Below are 15,229 nucleotides of genomic sequence, written 5' to 3'. Positions count from 1 at the left end.
GCCCTCAGTGGGTGGTCCTCGGTAGTGGTCGCCGGAACGACTCTGTCAGGAACGATGCTGTCAGGTCCGGCGACTTCGATCGATGGCCGCGCCCGGGTGGGTGTCACCGCAGCCGCGTCGTGCGACGAGGCCCTGCGCTCCGCGCGTGGCCGGGCACGGACAGACGCGTAACCGAAAGGTCTACTTCTTCCTCCATGAGTGAGAACTCCACCATCTCCGACGCTGCCGTCGAGGTCGATCTCGACGATTCGATCACCGAATCCGTCGCCGTCATCGACAACGGAGCGTTCGGTAAGCGCACCATCCGCTTCGAGACCGGGCGCTTCGCGCTGCAGGCCGCCGGCGCCGTCGCCGCCTACCTGGACGACGACACGATGCTGCTGTCGACCACGGCCCACAGCAAGCACCCGAAGGACCACTTCGACTTCTTCCCGCTCACCGTGGACGTCGAGGAGCGGATGTACGCCGCCGGCCGCATCCCCGGCTCGTTTTTCCGCCGCGAGGGCCGCCCGTCCACCGACGCGATCCTCACCTGCCGCCTGATCGACCGGCCGCTGCGCCCGTCGTTCGTCGACGGCCTCCGCAACGAGATCCAGGTGGTCGTCACCGTCCTGTCCCTGGACCCTAAGGACCTGTACGACGTCGTCGCGATCAACGCCGCGTCGGCCTCCACCCAGATCGCGGGCCTCCCGTTCTCCGGCCCCGTCGGCGGCGTACGCGTCGCCCTGATCCCCACCCCGAGCGAAGCGGGCGATTCCGGCACCGCCGGCCAGTCCGCTCAATGGGTCGCGTTCCCCACCGTCGAGCAGCTCGAGGGTGCGGTCTTCGACATGGTCGTCGCTGGCCGGGTGGTCAATGCAGGCTCGGGTACGCCCGCTTCCGCCGCCGACGTCGCGATCATGATGGTCGAGGCCGAGGCCACCGAGAACGTGATCGAGCTGGTCGCGGGCGGCGCGCAGGCGCCGACCGAGGCCGTCGTCGCGCAGGGCCTCGAGGCCGCCAAGCCGTTCATCGCCGTGCTGTGCGAGGCCCAGCGCGAGCTGGCCGCCGGTGCCGCGAAGCCGACCGGCGAGTTCCCGCTGTTCCCGGCGTACCAGGATGACGTCTTCGCCGCGGTCGAGGCCGCGGCCGCCGGCAAGCTCGACACGGTGCTGTCCATCGCCGGCAAGCAGGAGCGCGAAGAGGCCACCGACGCCCTCAAACGTGAGGTGCTCGAGGCGCTGGCCCCGAACTTCGAGGGCCGCGAGGGCGAGATCGGCGCGGCCTTCCGCTCGCTGACCAAGAAGCTGGTGCGGGGGCGCATCCTCACCGACCACTTCCGCATCGACGGCCGCGGCATCACCGACATCCGCGCCCTGAGCGCCGAGATCGGCGTGGTGCCCCGCGCCCACGGCAGCGCACTGTTCGAGCGCGGCGAGACCCAGATCCTGGGTGTCACCACGCTGGACATGGTCAAGATGGCGCAGCAGATCGATTCGCTGGGCCCCGAGACCAGCAAGCGCTACATGCACCACTACAACTTCCCGCCGTATTCGACCGGTGAGACCGGACGCGTCGGCTCGCCGAAGCGCCGCGAGATCGGCCACGGTGCGCTCGCCGAGCGCGCGCTCGTGCCGGTGCTGCCGTCGGTGGAGGAGTTCCCATACGCCATCCGTCAGGTCTCCGAGGCGCTGAGCTCCAACGGCTCGACCTCGATGGGCTCGGTCTGCGCGTCGACGATGTCGCTGCTCAATGCCGGCGTGCCGCTCAAGGCGCCGGTCGCGGGCATCGCCATGGGCCTGGTGTCCGACACCGTCACCGGCGCCGATGGCACTCAGGAGAAGCGTTACGTCGCGCTGACCGACATCCTCGGCGCCGAGGACGCGTTCGGCGACATGGACTTCAAGGTCGCCGGGACCAGCGAGTTCGTCACCGCGCTGCAGCTGGACACCAAGCTCGACGGTATCCCGTCGCAGGTGTTGGCCGGCGCGCTCGCACAGGCCAAGGACGCCCGCACCACGATCCTCGAGGTCATGGCCGAGGCGATCGCCGAGCCCGACGAGATGAGCCCGTTCGCGCCGCGGATCACCACCATCAAGGTGCCCGTGGACAAGATCGGTGAGGTCATCGGCCCCAAGGGCAAGACCATCAACGCGATCACCGACGAGACCGGCGCCAGCATCTCCATCGAGGACGACGGCACGGTGTTCGTGGGTGCGGCCGACGGCCCGTCGGCCCAGGCGGCGATCGATCGCATCAACGCGATCGCGAACCCGCAGCTTCCCAAGGTGGGCGAGCGGTTCCTCGGGACCGTGGTCAAGACGACCGCCTTCGGCGCGTTCGTGTCGCTGGTGCCCGGCCGTGACGGCCTGGTGCACATCAGCAAGCTGGGCAACGGCAAGCGGATCAACAAGGTCGAGGACGTGGTGAACGTCGGCTCCAAGCTGCAGGTGGAGATCGCGGACATCGACGACCGCGGCAAGATCAGCTTGATCCCCGTCGTCGAAGAAGGCACTGCGGACGCGTCGTCCGCTTCTGCCTCGGCGTCGGCCGCAGGGGAGTAGATCTGACGACCAGTCGCGCCGGCGCCGCTCGCACAGCGGCGCCGGCGCGCCCGTCTCCCCAGACGCGGGTCACCGGCACCCGCGAGCCGGCGGTGCGCCGCACGGTGCTGCCCGGGGGACTGCGGATCGTGACGGAGACGGTGCCGGGGTCGCGCTCGGCCGCGGTCGGCCTGTGGGTCGGTACCGGCTCGCGGGACGAGCACCCGGCGTCGGCGGGTGCGGCGCACTTCCTCGAGCACCTGCTGTTCAAGTCGACTCCCACGCGTACCGCGGCGTCGATGGCCGCAGAGATGGACGCCGTGGGCGGCGAGTTCAATGCCTTCACGTCCAAGGAACTCACCTGCTACCACGCGCACGTGCTGGACACCGACCTCGAACTCGCCGTCGACCTGGTCACCGACGTGGTGCTGCGCGGCGAGTGCCGCTCCGCCGATGTCGAGATCGAGCGCGAGGTGGTGCTCGAGGAGATCGCGATGCGCGACGACGACCCGGAGGACCTCGCGATCGACTGCGCGTCGGCGGCGCTGCTGGGCGACAACCCGCTAGGCCGACCCGTCACCGGCACCGTCGAGACCGTGTCGGCGATGAGCCGGGACCGGCTGCGCGGCTTCCACCGCCGCAGGTATACGCCGGAGCGCATGGTGCTCGCGGTGGCCGGAAACGTCACGCACGCCCAGGTCGTGCGTCTCGCACGGCGCGCGTTCGCGGGGCATCTGGACGAGGCCGCGGAGTCGGCGCCCGTACGGGCCGGCACCCGGCGCCTCACCGGCCTGCCCGAGTTCGATGCGGTGGGCCGCGACAGTGAGCAGGCACATCTGGTCGTGGGGGTGCGATCGTTCGGCAGGTTCGAGCGCGACCGGTGGGCGCTGTCGGTGCTCAACTCCGCGGTGGGCGGGGGCCTGAGCTCGCGCCTGTTCCTGCAGATCCGTGAGGAGCGGGGGCTCGCCTACAGCGTCTACTCCGCCGTCGACACCTACTCGGACACCGGCATGTGGTTCCTGTATGCCGGCTGCTCGCCCGAGCGGCTCGGCGAGGTGACCACGCTCGCCCGTGGCGTGCTCGAGGACGTCCGGGACAACGGCATCGCCGCCGACGAGCTGGCCCGCGCCAAGGGCTCGCTGCGCGGGGGGCTGGTGTTGGGGCTCGAGGACGCGCAGTCCCGCATGCATCGCATCGGGCGCAGCGAGATCCGCTACCAGAACCAGCGATCGGTGGCCCGCACCCTGCGGGATATCGATGCTGTGCGGCTCGAGGACGTCAATCGTGTTGCTCGTGAGTTGTTCTCGCGTCCCGTGGGCGGTGCGTTGGTGGGCCCGTACCGCAATCGGCGGACGCAGCCGCCCGCGATCCGTAGCTGGCTCGGGTAGGTTGCGGTCGTGACCACGATCTCGCACACCGCGGTGGCCCGGGTGCTCGTCGGTACCGCGTTCGCGTATGTGGCCGACTACCGTACCGTCCCCGACTGGTTCTTCGGCGTCTCGCGGTTCGTGCCCCTCGGCCACCTCGACCACGGGCTCGGCGCGTGCTTCGACGTCGCGATCAAGGTGGGGCCCAAGGCGATCCGGACCACCGTCGAGGTCACCGAGTTCGAGCCCGACCGGTTGATCACGCTGCAGTCGCAGGGCACGCACGGGGCCGTGTCGCGGTGGACGTTCGCACCCGGCGTCGACGTGGGCACGACCGCGCTGTCGGCCGAATTCGTCTACTCGTTACCCGGCGGATTCGCGGGCCGGGCCCTGGGTGCGCTCGTCGACCCGTTCGCGACGCAGGCGATCCGCGCCACGGACGCTGCGCTGCGCCGGAACCTGGAGCGCGCGGCGGGCTGAGTCGGCCTCGGCTCAGCCCGCCGTGATCTGCTGTTTGATCTCGTTCTTGAGCACCTTCCCCAGCTTCGAGCGGGGCAGGTCGTCCCACACCCGCACCTCCTTCGGGCTCTTCACGCTGCCGATCCGCTCCTTGACGAACGCCTTGACCTCGGCCGCGTCCACCGTCTGTCCCGTATGCAGCTGCAACACCGCGGTGACCCGCTCGCCCCACTTGTCGTCGGGCAGGCCGATCACGGCGCAGTCCCGGACGGAGGGGTGCTGCATCAGCGCGTTCTCGACCTCGATCGAGTACACGTTGAAGCCGCCGGTGATGATCATGTCCTTCGCGCGGTCCACGACGAACAGATAGCCGTCGTCGTCGAGGTAGCCGATGTCGCCGGTGTGGTGCCACCCGAACCGCGACGCCTCGGCAGTGGCGTCGGGATTCCGGTAGTACCCCGGTGACACCAGCGGCCCGCGCACGACGATCTCGCCGCGTTCGCCGGTGGGGAGTAGGTCGCCGCGCTCGGACATGATCGCCACCAGCGTCAGCGGGCTTGGGCGCCCCGCGGATCGCAGGCGCTCGGCCGCGAGCGAACCGTCGGGCAGGAAGTGCTCCGCCGGCGACATCGTCGAGATCATCATCGGGGCCTCAGATTGCCCGAACAACTGCGCCATCACCGGCCCGATCCGCGTGATCGCCTCTGTGAGCCGGGTGGCCGACATCGGCGCGGCGCCGTACCAGAAGCATTGCAGCGAGGACAGATCCGCGTCCGGCAGCCCTGCGTGATCGAGCAGCAGATAGATCAGCGTGGGCGGCAGGAACGTGTGCGTGATCCGGTGTCGCGCGATCGCCGCGAGGAAGTCGCCGACATCGGGTCGCCGCAGCACCACGATCTCGCCGCCCAACGCCATGATCGGGAAGCACAGCACGCCCGCCGCGTGCGTGAGCGGGGCGAGCGCCAGGTACCGCGGGCGACCCTCGAACGGGTAGCTCATCAGCGTGATCGCGCTCATCGCCTCGACGTTGTGCCCCGTCAGCTGCACGCCCTTCGGCGCGCCCGTGGTGCCGCCGGTGCCGACGAGCATCGCCACGTCGTCGACGGTGTCGGCCTGCCACGGCCCGTCGTCGGAGTCGGCGAGCCAGGCGGTCAGCGCCACGGCCCCCGCCACGGCACCGTCTGCGGCGGCGCCGTCTGCGTCCAGGCACACGAGGGTCGTCATCCGTGGCAGGTCGGTGCGGATCCGGCCGATCACCGGCGCGAAGGCCGATTGGTACAGGACCGCCGAGCAGTCGAACAGGTCGAGCAGCTGGCAGTTCTCGGCGGCCTCGTTGCGCGGGTTCACCGGGCACCACACCGCGCCGGCCCGCGAGATCCCGAAGACACACGCGAAGGCCGTCGGGTCGTTGGCCGAGAGGATCGCCACCTTCTCGCCCGGGTGGATCCCCGACCGCTCCAGCGCCCGCGCGACCCGCCACGACAGCGCCTGGACCTGGGCGTAGCTCAGCGAAGCGTCGTCGGCGGTGAGACAGAGTGCGTCGGGGCCGAGGCTCGCGCCCTTGTCGAGGTAGTCGATCAACCGCATCGCGTCACCGGTGGACCGTGAGCACCGGTTCGAGCACCAGCCCGAAAGCCCGCAGCTGCCCGAGCAACGTGCGGTGGCCGAACGCCTGGCACGCGGATGCGAAGCCGGTGCGTCGCGGCGCCTGCTGCAGCAGCGAGTATGCGCAGTACGCCTGGAGCAGGGCCGTCTGCTTGTAGTTGCAGTTGCCGTAGATGACGCAGTGCGCGCGCCCGAGCGGCCCGGAGGCGTACACGGAGTCGGTGGACGTGTTGATGCGCGTGTTCTCGCGCGGCGGCATCTCGGAGCGCACCTGGGCGGACGTCGCGGCCAACACCTCCAGCTTGGCGGCCTCGTCGAGGCCGGCGACCTGCTCGACCACGCCGGCGACGATCTGCGGCACGCCCAGCATGAGCGGCTTGTTCTGCACGCCGCCCAGGACCCGCACGTTCGCCACGCGCGGATCCCGCCTATACCAGACCGGGTGGCTGGTGCCGCCCCACGGCAGGGCCAGCCCCGTCTCGTGCTGCCCCGGCACCGTGACGGTCTCGAGGCCCTGGTCGGCCGGCCATTCGACGTACTGGTTCTGCTCCAGGTAGTACGCCTTCGCCAGCGCGGCGTTGACCAGGATGGTCAGGGTGGACGCCACCGTCGGGAAGCCCTTCCAGAACACCTGGATGTCGAGGGTGTCGAGGCCGTGGTTCTCGAGGCAGATCTCGGCCGCGATCTCACCGGTCGTGTACATCTGCGCGGTGCCGGGGGCGAGTAGCAGGCCCTTGTCGGCCATTCCCGCGGAGTACTTCTCGTCGCAGTCGATCAGCCAGTCCTGCTCGCCCGACGTGTCCAGGTAGTGGACCCCGGCCGCTGTGGCCGCCTCGACCACCTCGTGGCCCAGCGTCGCGAACGGTCCGACCGTGTTGCACACCACCTGCGCACCCGTGAACAACTCGGTCAGCGCGGCGACGTCGTTTCCCACCTCGGCGATCTCGTACGTCGCGGTCTCGATGCCCGGGACCCTCGCCAGCGTCTCCTCGAGCCGGGCGCGGTCCCGCCCGGCGGCGATGAACGGCACGTTGAACTCGCGCAGATACTCACATACCTGCTTTCCGGTGTAACCCGTTGCGCCGTAGACGATCACGGGGTGCTTGGTTGCCATATCGGCGGTCCTTTCGGGGAACTGGGGATCGGGGTCAGACCAGGGACGCGGTGGCGCCACCGTCGACGACGTAGGTGCCGCCGGAACAGAACGACGAGCGATCGGAGGCGAGGAACACCGCCAGCGGCGCGATCTCGGCAGGCTCGCCGAGCCGACCCTGCAGGTGGCCGATCACCGCGCCCATGTCGACGCCGAGAGCGCTCTCGAGCTCGGCCGTGCGGTCGAAGACCATGTCGGTGCCGATCCAGCCGGGGCAGATGGCGTTCGCGCGGATGCCGTGGTCCCGCATCTCGAGCGCGAGGGTCTTGGTCAGCGAGACGACGCCGGCTTTGGCCGCGCCGTAGTGGCCGATCGCGGGGGAGCCGCCGAACGCCTTGATCGAGGCGATGGTGATGATCGACCCGCCGCCCGTGGTGGACATCGCCGCGGCGGCGCGCGTCGCGCACAGGAACACCCCGTCGAGGTCGACGGACAGCACCGAATGCCAGTCGGCCAGCGACATCCCGACCAGGGGCCCGACTCGTGCGACACCCGCCGCCGCAACGAGGACGTCGACGCGGGAGCGCTCCGCGACCACCTCGTCGAACAGACGCCCGACTGCCGCCTCGTCGCGCACGTCGCACTGCTTGGCGGTCGCCGAGGCCAGCGCGGCGGCGGTCGCGGCGGCACCGTCGCCGTCGATGTCCACCGCCACGACGTGTGCGCCTGCGGCGGAGAGCGCCTCGGCGACGGCCCGCCCGATTCCCTTCGCCGCGCCCGTCACGACGGCGGTCTTGCCCTCGAGTACGCCGTTCATAGCACCCTCGCAGTCAGTGTGTTGTCCAAGGTGTAGAAGGAGCCGGTGATGAATCCGGCGTCGTCGGAGACCAGGAAGGCGGCCATCTCGGCTACCTCCTCGGCGGTGCCGAGGCGGCCCTGCGCGGCCGCGACCAGGTCGCCGAAGTCGGCGCCGGTCGCGGCCTCGAACGGGGCTACCAACCGGTCGACCATCGCGGTGCCGATGAAGGCCGGGCACAGCGCGTTCACCCGGATGCCGGCGTCGCGCAGCTCGATCGCCGCGGTCTGCGTCAACCGGATCACCGCGGCCTTCGTGGCGCAGTACGCGCCGAGCAGCGGTACGCCGGCGAGACCCGCCACGGACGAGAGGTTGAGGATCGTCCCCCTGGTCTGCGCCAGCGCGGCGATCGAGTACTTGATCCCGTAGAACGTGCCCTTGACGTTGACGTCCAGGATCTGCGCGAACTCCTCGTCGGACGTCTCGGGGATCGGCTTGCCGATCTCGATGCCGGCGTTGTTGACCATCACGTACAGCGCGCCGAATGCCGCGACCGCACCGTCGATCGCCGCACGCACCGATGCGGGATCCGTGACGTCGCACGCCAGGCCGACGGCGCCGCCGCCGATGGCCGTCGCGGCGGCGCGCGCGGTGTCGCCATCGATGTCTGCGAGCGCCACCCGGGCACCCCCGGCGGCGAATCGCTGCGCGATCGCCAGCCCCAGTCCGCGCGCCGCGCCCGTGATGAGTGCGGTCTTGCCGTCCAGTTCCACGTGTACCTCCTCGGTGAGATGTAGATCACACTAGAGACGGATTTGGACGGTCGTCAAGACTTTCCTTGACGAGCGTCCAAATCCGGCTTCCAGCGAGCCGTGCCGGGCGGCTACACTCGTGCCACAGCAGGGGATCCGAGGCGGGAACGATGGTGATCGACGATTCGCGGGTCGGCCGAACGCGTTCGCGGGTCGACAAGTTCGAGACGCGCCGCGTCCAACTGGCCGCCGCCGCGCTGCAGACCCTCGCCGAACTCGGCTATGCCCGCACCAGCCTGCGCGAGATCGCGCAGCACTCGGAGTTCTCGCACGGGGTGTTGCACTACTACTTCGAGGACAAGGACGACCTGCTCGCGGAGAGCGTGCGCCAGTTCGAGGCGGCGTGCGTGGGTCGGTACGACGACATCGTGGCGACGGCCGGATCCGCGGAGGGGTTGCGTCTCGACTTCGGCGAGGCCGTTGCGGCGACGCTGCGCGCGGATGCCCCGGTGCACCGGCTCTGGTACGACCTGAGGAACCAGAGCATGTTCGTCGAGTCGTTCCGCGCAGACGTGCTCGACATCGAGCAGCGGCGTTTGGAGATGATCTGGAACGTCGTGCACAGGCACGCGGAGCTGGGTGGGCGTGAGCCCACGGTCTCGCCGGAAGCCGCGTACGCCACTCTGGACGGGTTGTTCCAACGGGCGCTCCTGCGGCACATGGACGGCCGTCCGGAGGCCGCGGACGAGCTACGGACGGCCGTGCGGGCGGCGCTGGCGGGGATGTGACCGCAGCGTCTGCCGGGTAGCGTCATCCCGTGGACGGTCGGCGCAGCGTGCGCACCAGTCGGCTGAACTCCTGGACCTGCACGAGCACGTGCTCGCGGGCGGCCTCCTCGGCCGTCGCCGCGTCGCCCGCGGCGACCGAATCGGCGATCCGGCGGTGCTCGGCCAGTGAACGGCGCATCCGGTCGGGGACCCGTAGCTGCAGCCGACGGTACGGCTGTAGGGCTCGCGTCAGCGCCGCGGCCTGGTCACGGAGGAACTCGTTGCCACACGAGTCGTAGACGACGCCGTGGAACCGTTCGTTGGCGTGGTAGTAGGCGTCGGCGTCGCCGGCGACTGCGTACCGCTCGCAGTCGGCGAGCGCTGCGCGTAGGTCGACCAGGGTCGCCGCCTCGATGCGACGCGACGCGAGCCGGGCGGCCATACCCTCGAGCTCGGCCATCACCTCGAACCGCTCGGCGAGCTCGAGCGCGTCGAGTTCGGTGACGTACGTGCCCTGCTTGGGGCGGATATATACCAGGCCGGAGCGTTCCAGTGCCTGCAGCGCCTCCCGGATCGGCGTGCGCGAGCAGCTGAACTCCTGCTCGAGCCGGGCGGGATCCAGGCGGTCGCCGGGGCGGTAGCGGCCCTCGACGACGGCGGCCTCGATCGCCTCGCGCACTCGCTGGGACTCGGGGACCCGCGCCATCCGGCACCTCCGTTCGTTCAGCCATTGTGCCCGCTACATCCATACCGTATGGTCGATGTTATATATAACAGAGATGGTATCGAATACAGCGGGGGTCGCATGCCGTCCGGCGCAGGTCCGGCGTCGGTCGTACGGCGTGATGATCGACTACCGGTACGACCCCGCCGCGCAGAGAGGAACCCCGCATGACCTTCCAGGCCATCCACCGCTCGTTCGCCGGCCGCGTGGCGGAGCGCCCCGACGCCACGCTGTTCGAACTGCCCGGCGGCCGGGTCGTCACGTACGGCGAGACCGCCGAGCTGGCGCAGCGCATCGCTGCTCGCCTGGTGGCCGACGGCGTCGTGGCCGGCGACCGGGTGGCGATGCAGGTGGACAAGTCGTGGGAGGCGATCGCCCTGTACCTCGCGGTCCTGCAGGTCGGGGGCATGTTCCTGCCGCTGAACACCGCCTACACCGGCCACGAGATGGAGCACTTCCTCACCGACGCGGAGCCCCGGGTCCTCGTGTGCTCGCCGGCGCGACTCGGCGAGTACGCCGGCCGCGCGTCCGAGTCGCTGGTCGTCGAGACCCTCGGCGCCGACGGTGACGGCACGCTGCTCGCCGGGCTCGACGCCGTCGCGCCGCACACGGACGTGTACGCGGCGGCACCGTCGGACCCGGCCGCGATCCTGTACACCTCCGGCACCACCGGCCGTTCCAAGGGCGCGGTGCTCACGCACCGTAACCTCGCCTCCAACTGCGCGGCGCTGACGGAGGCGTGGCGCTACACGTCAGGCGACCGACTGATCCACGCCCTGCCGATCTTCCACACCCACGGCCTGTTCGTCGCGATGAACCTGACGCTCACCACCGGCGCGTCGGTGTTCTACCTGCCCAGGTTCGACCTCGACACCGTCATCGCGCTGCTGCCGAAGGCCACCGTGCTGATGGGCGTGCCCACCTTCTACACCCGGCTGGCGGGCGACGGTCGGTTGGACCGCGAGCGCGTGGCGACGATGCGGCTGTTCGTCTCCGGCTCGGCACCACTGCTCGCGAGCGACCACGAGGCGTTCGCCGGGCGCACCGGCCAGGCCATCCTCGAGCGCTACGGCATGACCGAGACCTGCATGAACACCTCGAACCCGTACGACGGCGCGCGTAAGCCCGGCACCGTCGGGCCCGCGCTGCCCGGCATCGAGGTGCGGGTGGCCGACCGTGAGACGGGTGCGCAGGTGCCAGACGGCGAGGTGGGCAGCATCGAGGTCCGCGGCCCCAACGTGTTCGCCGGCTACTGGAGGCTGCCCGAGAAGACGGCCGCCGAGTTCCGCGCGGACGGCTTCTTCATCACCGGCGACGTGGGCCGGATCGACGAGGACGGGTACGTGGTGATCGTGGGCCGCGACAAGGACCTGGTGATCTCCGGCGGGTTCAACGTGTACCCCAAGGAGATCGAGGAGCTCATCGATGCGCATCCCGACGTGCTCGAGTCGGCCGTGATCGGTGTGCCGCACCCCGACTTCGGCGAGACCGTGGTGGCGGTCGTGGTGCTGCGACCGGGTGTCGACGCGGGAGCCGTGGACGGTGCCGGGATCCTCGCGTTCATCGCGCCGGATCTGGCCCGATTCAAGCAGCCCCGGGCGGTGCAGATCGTCGAGTCCCTGCCGCGCAACGTGATGGGCAAGGTGCAGAAGGCCGAACTGCGCAAGCGGTACGCCGGGCTGTTCACGGCCTGACCTGGGACGAGCCTGATCCGGCGGCCGCTCCGAGCAGAATGTTCTAGAATCGCACACATGGTTCTGGATTTCGCTGCCCTCGGCGAGCGGGTCGCTCAGGCTCGGCTACGCGCGGGCCTGACACAGGCGGAGCTCAGCGCCGCGATCGACGTGGACCGCTCCGGCGTCGCGAAGATCGAGACCGGGTCTCGCCGCATCGGTGCGCTCGAGCTCGCGCGTATCGCGGAGGCCACAGGGGAACGTATCGAGTGGTTCGTCACGGACACTCCCGCGGCGATCGTGTCGCACCGCAATGCCTCGTCGTCAGTCGATCGTGCGCCGACGATCGATGCGGTCGTCGAGCGCTGCGCGCGTGCCGTGGAGTTCGTCATCGCCCACGACCAGCGATTCGGTCAGTCTGCCGTGCGCTTGCCTGCGTATCCGATACCGACCTCAGGAAACGATGCCGAGACCCTCGCCGTCGCCGCGCGGCAGTTGCTCAAGGTCACGCCGCACGAGCCTGTGCGCGATCTGGTGGCGATGCTGAGCGGCATCGGTGTCTTCGCGTTCAGCGTGGAGTTGGGCCTGGACTCACCGGATGCGGCGACGATCCTGCTCGACCAGGGCGCCGTCACCGTCGTCAACGGGACCCGGTACGGCGGACAGCGGAGGCTGTCGCTGGCACACGAACTGGGCCATGTCCTCGTAGCGGACCAATACACGGTGGACTGGCGGGTGGCGGGCGACAGCGGCAGTTGTGAGGGCCTGCTCGACCGGTTCGCACGCGCGCTACTCCTGCCCGAGGCGGATCTCATCCATCGCTGGGTGGAGTGGCGCGGTGGTGACGGCGGCCTGCGCCAAGCGGCAGTCAAGGCGGGCAGCTGGTACGGCGTCGACATGACGACCTTGGCCCGGCGTCTGTCGGAGCTGGCGATCGTGTCCACAGAGGACGCCGACCGGGTCCGAGCTGTCCGAACGACGCAGGCCGACATCGTCACCCACGGGCTCGTGGTCCGCGACTCGGCGGCCGCCGGCGCTGTGCCGCGGGCCTACGCGGCCGCCGTCGTGCGACTGTACGAGCGCGAGGCCGTCAGCCCTGAGCGCGCGTTGGACCTGATGTTCGACACATGGGGCCCGGATGACCTGCCTCCGCTGCCGACGCTCCCGGAATCGGCGATCTGGCAGTTCGTCTCGTGACGGATGTCGAGGGCGCCCTCGTCCTCGACACGGGTCCACTGAGCCACCTCGCGCAATCCGGGTGGCTGGGCGTTCTGCGATCTGTGGCGGGGGAGCGGCAGGTCGTGATCACCGACGCGGTCGAGGCGGAGCGACGCATGGGACTGCCTGGCCGACCGCACCTTCAGATGGTGCTCGACTCGGACTGGATCGTTGTCGAGCGATTGGAATCGCCGAGCGAGATCTCCGCGTTCGCCGATGTGGCCGCGCGGCTCGTGGTCGGCGATCGGAACGTCGGCGAGGCGTCGGTCCTCGCGTACGCCCGGGTACACCGTGCGACCGCGGTGGTCGACGACGGTGCGGCTCGCACTGCGGCACAGGAGATGAGGATCGCACGGAAGGGAACACTGGCTCTGCTGTGCGACGCGATCCGCGGTGGACTGCTCACCATCGACCTGGTGAGCGACATAGCCGATCATCTGCTCGCCACAACCTACCGCCTCCCGTTCGCGCCTGGCGGCTTCGAGCGATGGGCTTCGGAGCAGGGGCTGGTGTGACAGCCTGAGCGGGCGTCCGCTGAGCGATCGTAAGAACAGGCCCTACGGGAAGCGCCTACCCACCTGCAGATGCAGGCGGGTAGGCGCTTCCCGTGGGGGAGTGGGCCGGGGCTACTTGTAGGTCGGTCCCGAGTTGTTCCACATCGGGGCGATCTGGCCGTCGGTGTTGTCGATCACGCTGCGGCGCACGGCGAACCAGCCGGCGACGAGCAGGACCGCCAGTACCGGGATGCCGATCACCACCACGATGAAGTCGGTCTTCTCCCAGAAGTGCGTCGAGCTCTGCCAGCCGGATATCGCCATGCCGGCGAGCACGAACACCAGGAACGCCAGGCCGATGTAGCTCGTCCAGGGCGAGAGCGGTGCCCGGAAGGAACTCGGCGGCAGCACACCGCGGTCCGTCAGCTGCCGGAACCTGATCTGGCAGGCGAAGATCGAGCCCCACACGAAGACGATGGCGACCGACGCAGCCTCGAGCGCGATGTCGAACGCGTCCCCGGGGAACTTGTAGTTGAGGAACGCGCCGAGCAGGTAGATCACGGAGGTGCCGACGATGCCGACCCACGGCACGCCCGACGGGCTCATCTTGGTGGCGATCCTCGGCGCCTCCTTGCTCATGCCGAGGCTGCGGAGGACTCGCCCGGTGGTGTAAAGACCGGAGTTCAGCGAGCTCATCGCCGCCACGATCAGGACGGCCTGGATGACGTCGGCCATCCATCCGAGCCCCATCCTCCCGAACACCGTGACGAAGGGAGACACGTTGACGCCGTTGACCTTCTCACCGTAGACGGTGGCCGGCAGCATACACACGAGCAGGAGGATCGAACCGCAGTAGAAGATGGCGATACGCATGATCACCGCGTTCACGGCCTTGGGGACCTCACGCGCCGGGTTCTCCATCTCGCCGGCTGCGATGCCCACCATCTCGATGGCCGAGTAGGCGAAGACGACGCCGGACATCACGAGGATCGGCCCGTACCAGTGGAAATCGCCACTGGTGGGCCAGAAGCCGCCGGGATTGCTCCACAGGTTGGAGATGCCGGCCCGGTGCGCGCCGGCGCCGGAGCCGATCTTGATCGAGCCGACCACCATCACGATGCCGACCACGAGGAAGATCACGATCGCGCCGACCTTGAGCACGGACGCCCAGAACTCGAACTCGCCGAACGCGCGGGCCGAGAGCAGGTTGATGACGAGCACCACCGCGAGCGCGATGAGAACCGTCAGCCAGGACGGCATGTTGGCCCACCAGTGCTTGACGTAGGCGCCGACGGCAGAGAGCTCGGCGATGCCGGTGAGCGCCCAGTTCAGCCAGTACATCCAGCCGGTCACGTAGGCGGCCTTCTCGCCGAAGAACTCCCGCGCGTACGAGACGAACGCGCCCGATGTCGCCCGATACAGCACCAGTTCGCCCAGTGCGCGCATCAGGAAGAAGGCGATCACGCCGACGAACGCGTAGCTGAACAGCAACGCGGGGCCGTTGCTGCCCAGCCGAGAGGCGGAGCCGAGGAAGAGGCCGGTACCGATGGCGCCGCCGATGGCGATCATCTGCACCTGGCGGCGGCCGAGGGATTGCTTGTAGCCCTCCTGCTCGGCGGCGAACTTGTCGACCTGTGTCATGGGTTCACTTTCTTGAGATTCGCATTAGGTACTTATCGCGTTCGGATGGCAAATCTAGCCCTGTGCCACCGTTGCGTGGGGACGTTACGTGGATATGACCGGATGATGACTGGGGGAC

At 69.4% G+C, this 15,229-nt stretch carries 13 protein-coding genes; 7 read left to right on the top strand and 6 right to left on the bottom strand.

Features of this window, described 5'->3' with window-relative positions; translation table 11 throughout:
* The first annotated feature begins 194 nt into the window (after positions 1-194).
* The 3 genes from ABD908_RS11295 to ABD908_RS11285 are packed head-to-tail and all read left to right on the top strand — an operon-like array spanning position 195 to position 4,369.
* Positions 195-2,543, top strand: coding sequence for a polyribonucleotide nucleotidyltransferase (locus tag ABD908_RS11295; RefSeq protein WP_344995271.1), 2,349 nt, complete (start codon positions 195-197; stop codon positions 2,541-2,543).
* 2 nt (positions 2,544-2,545) lie between these two features.
* Positions 2,546-3,910 carry a M16 family metallopeptidase gene (locus ABD908_RS11290; RefSeq protein ID WP_425584371.1) on the top strand — a complete coding sequence of 455 codons (1,365 nt, stop codon included), beginning with the start codon at positions 2,546-2,548 and terminating at the stop codon, positions 3,908-3,910.
* A gap of 9 nt (positions 3,911-3,919) precedes the next feature.
* Entirely contained in the window at positions 3,920-4,369 is a 450-nt protein-coding gene (locus tag ABD908_RS11285) for an SRPBCC family protein (RefSeq protein WP_344995265.1), read from the top strand.
* Positions 4,370-4,381: 12 nt separating this feature from the next.
* On the opposite strand, the gene ABD908_RS11280 is transcribed toward ABD908_RS11285, so the two are convergent.
* Genes ABD908_RS11280 through ABD908_RS11265 form a run of 4 tightly spaced genes read right to left on the bottom strand, consistent with a single transcriptional unit; the run spans position 4,382 to position 8,615 of the window.
* Positions 4,382-5,935: an AMP-binding protein gene (locus ABD908_RS11280; RefSeq protein WP_344995262.1), complete on the bottom strand. Its 1,554-nt coding sequence runs from the start codon at positions 5,933-5,935 to the stop codon at positions 4,382-4,384.
* Positions 5,936-5,939: 4 nt separating this feature from the next.
* Positions 5,940-7,067, bottom strand: a complete 1,128-nt coding sequence (locus ABD908_RS11275; RefSeq protein ID WP_344995259.1) for a DUF5938 domain-containing protein — start codon at positions 7,065-7,067, stop codon at positions 5,940-5,942.
* Positions 7,068-7,101: 34 nt separating this feature from the next.
* Positions 7,102-7,863, bottom strand: a complete 762-nt coding sequence (locus tag ABD908_RS11270; RefSeq protein WP_344995256.1) for an SDR family NAD(P)-dependent oxidoreductase — start codon at positions 7,861-7,863, stop codon at positions 7,102-7,104.
* Positions 7,860-8,615: an SDR family NAD(P)-dependent oxidoreductase gene (locus ABD908_RS11265; RefSeq protein ID WP_344995253.1), complete on the bottom strand. Its 756-nt coding sequence runs from the start codon at positions 8,613-8,615 to the stop codon at positions 7,860-7,862. Before ABD908_RS11265 ends, ABD908_RS11270 begins: the two co-directional genes overlap by 4 nt.
* Before the next feature lie 149 nt (positions 8,616-8,764).
* Here ABD908_RS11265 and ABD908_RS11260 point away from each other — a divergent pair, with 149 nt between their 5' ends.
* Positions 8,765-9,382 carry a TetR/AcrR family transcriptional regulator gene (locus ABD908_RS11260; RefSeq protein ID WP_344995250.1) on the top strand — a complete coding sequence of 206 codons (618 nt, stop codon included), beginning with the start codon at positions 8,765-8,767 and terminating at the stop codon, positions 9,380-9,382.
* Positions 9,383-9,404: 22 nt separating this feature from the next.
* Here the strand turns inward: ABD908_RS11260 and ABD908_RS11255 are convergent, their stop codons facing one another.
* Positions 9,405-10,067: a GntR family transcriptional regulator gene (locus ABD908_RS11255; RefSeq protein WP_344995247.1), complete on the bottom strand. Its 663-nt coding sequence runs from the start codon at positions 10,065-10,067 to the stop codon at positions 9,405-9,407.
* A gap of 185 nt (positions 10,068-10,252) precedes the next feature.
* Between ABD908_RS11255 and ABD908_RS11250 the strand changes: the two genes are divergently transcribed.
* From ABD908_RS11250 to ABD908_RS11240, 3 genes are read left to right on the top strand one after another with little or no spacing between them, the layout of a single operon-like run.
* On the top strand, positions 10,253-11,779 hold the full coding sequence (locus ABD908_RS11250; RefSeq protein WP_344995244.1) for an AMP-binding protein: 1,527 nt from the start codon (positions 10,253-10,255) through the stop codon (positions 11,777-11,779).
* A gap of 57 nt (positions 11,780-11,836) precedes the next feature.
* A complete protein-coding gene (locus ABD908_RS11245; protein WP_344995241.1) occupies positions 11,837-12,955 on the top strand; it encodes a helix-turn-helix domain-containing protein in 1,119 nt (372 codons plus the stop codon).
* Complete coding sequence (locus ABD908_RS11240) at positions 12,952-13,491, top strand: PIN domain-containing protein (RefSeq protein WP_344995239.1); 540 nt, start codon at positions 12,952-12,954, stop codon at positions 13,489-13,491. The genes ABD908_RS11245 and ABD908_RS11240 overlap by 4 nt, the downstream gene beginning before the upstream one ends.
* Before the next feature lie 111 nt (positions 13,492-13,602).
* Here ABD908_RS11240 and ABD908_RS11235 read toward each other — a convergent pair whose 3' ends face one another.
* Complete coding sequence (locus ABD908_RS11235) at positions 13,603-15,111, bottom strand: amino acid permease (protein ID WP_344995236.1); 1,509 nt, start codon at positions 15,109-15,111, stop codon at positions 13,603-13,605.
* Between the last annotated feature and the right edge of the window lie 118 nt (positions 15,112-15,229).

The organism is Tsukamurella soli, from assembly GCF_039541155.1.
GTDB classification, from domain to species: domain Bacteria; phylum Actinomycetota; class Actinomycetes; order Mycobacteriales; family Mycobacteriaceae; genus Tsukamurella; species Tsukamurella soli.
This window is presented reverse-complemented; position numbering and strand designations above follow the sequence as displayed.

Excerpts from the sequence above, each read along its gene's own strand:
- ABD908_RS11295 (WP_344995271.1), top strand. The coding sequence starts at position 195 with ATGAGTGAGAACTCCACCATCTCCGACGCTGCCGTCGAGGTCGATCTC.
- ABD908_RS11280 (WP_344995262.1), bottom strand. The coding sequence starts at position 5,935 with ATGCGGTTGATCGACTACCTCGACAAGGGCGCGAGCCTCGGCCCCGAC.
- ABD908_RS11275 (WP_344995259.1), bottom strand. The coding sequence starts at position 7,067 with ATGGCAACCAAGCACCCCGTGATCGTCTACGGCGCAACGGGTTACACC.
- ABD908_RS11270 (WP_344995256.1), bottom strand. The coding sequence starts at position 7,863 with ATGAACGGCGTACTCGAGGGCAAGACCGCCGTCGTGACGGGCGCGGCG.
- ABD908_RS11260 (WP_344995250.1), top strand. The coding sequence starts at position 8,765 with ATGGTGATCGACGATTCGCGGGTCGGCCGAACGCGTTCGCGGGTCGAC.
- ABD908_RS11255 (WP_344995247.1), bottom strand. The coding sequence starts at position 10,067 with ATGGCGCGGGTCCCCGAGTCCCAGCGAGTGCGCGAGGCGATCGAGGCC.
- ABD908_RS11250 (WP_344995244.1), top strand. The coding sequence starts at position 10,253 with ATGACCTTCCAGGCCATCCACCGCTCGTTCGCCGGCCGCGTGGCGGAG.
- ABD908_RS11245 (WP_344995241.1), top strand. The coding sequence starts at position 11,837 with ATGGTTCTGGATTTCGCTGCCCTCGGCGAGCGGGTCGCTCAGGCTCGG.
- ABD908_RS11235 (WP_344995236.1), bottom strand. The coding sequence starts at position 15,111 with ATGACACAGGTCGACAAGTTCGCCGCCGAGCAGGAGGGCTACAAGCAA.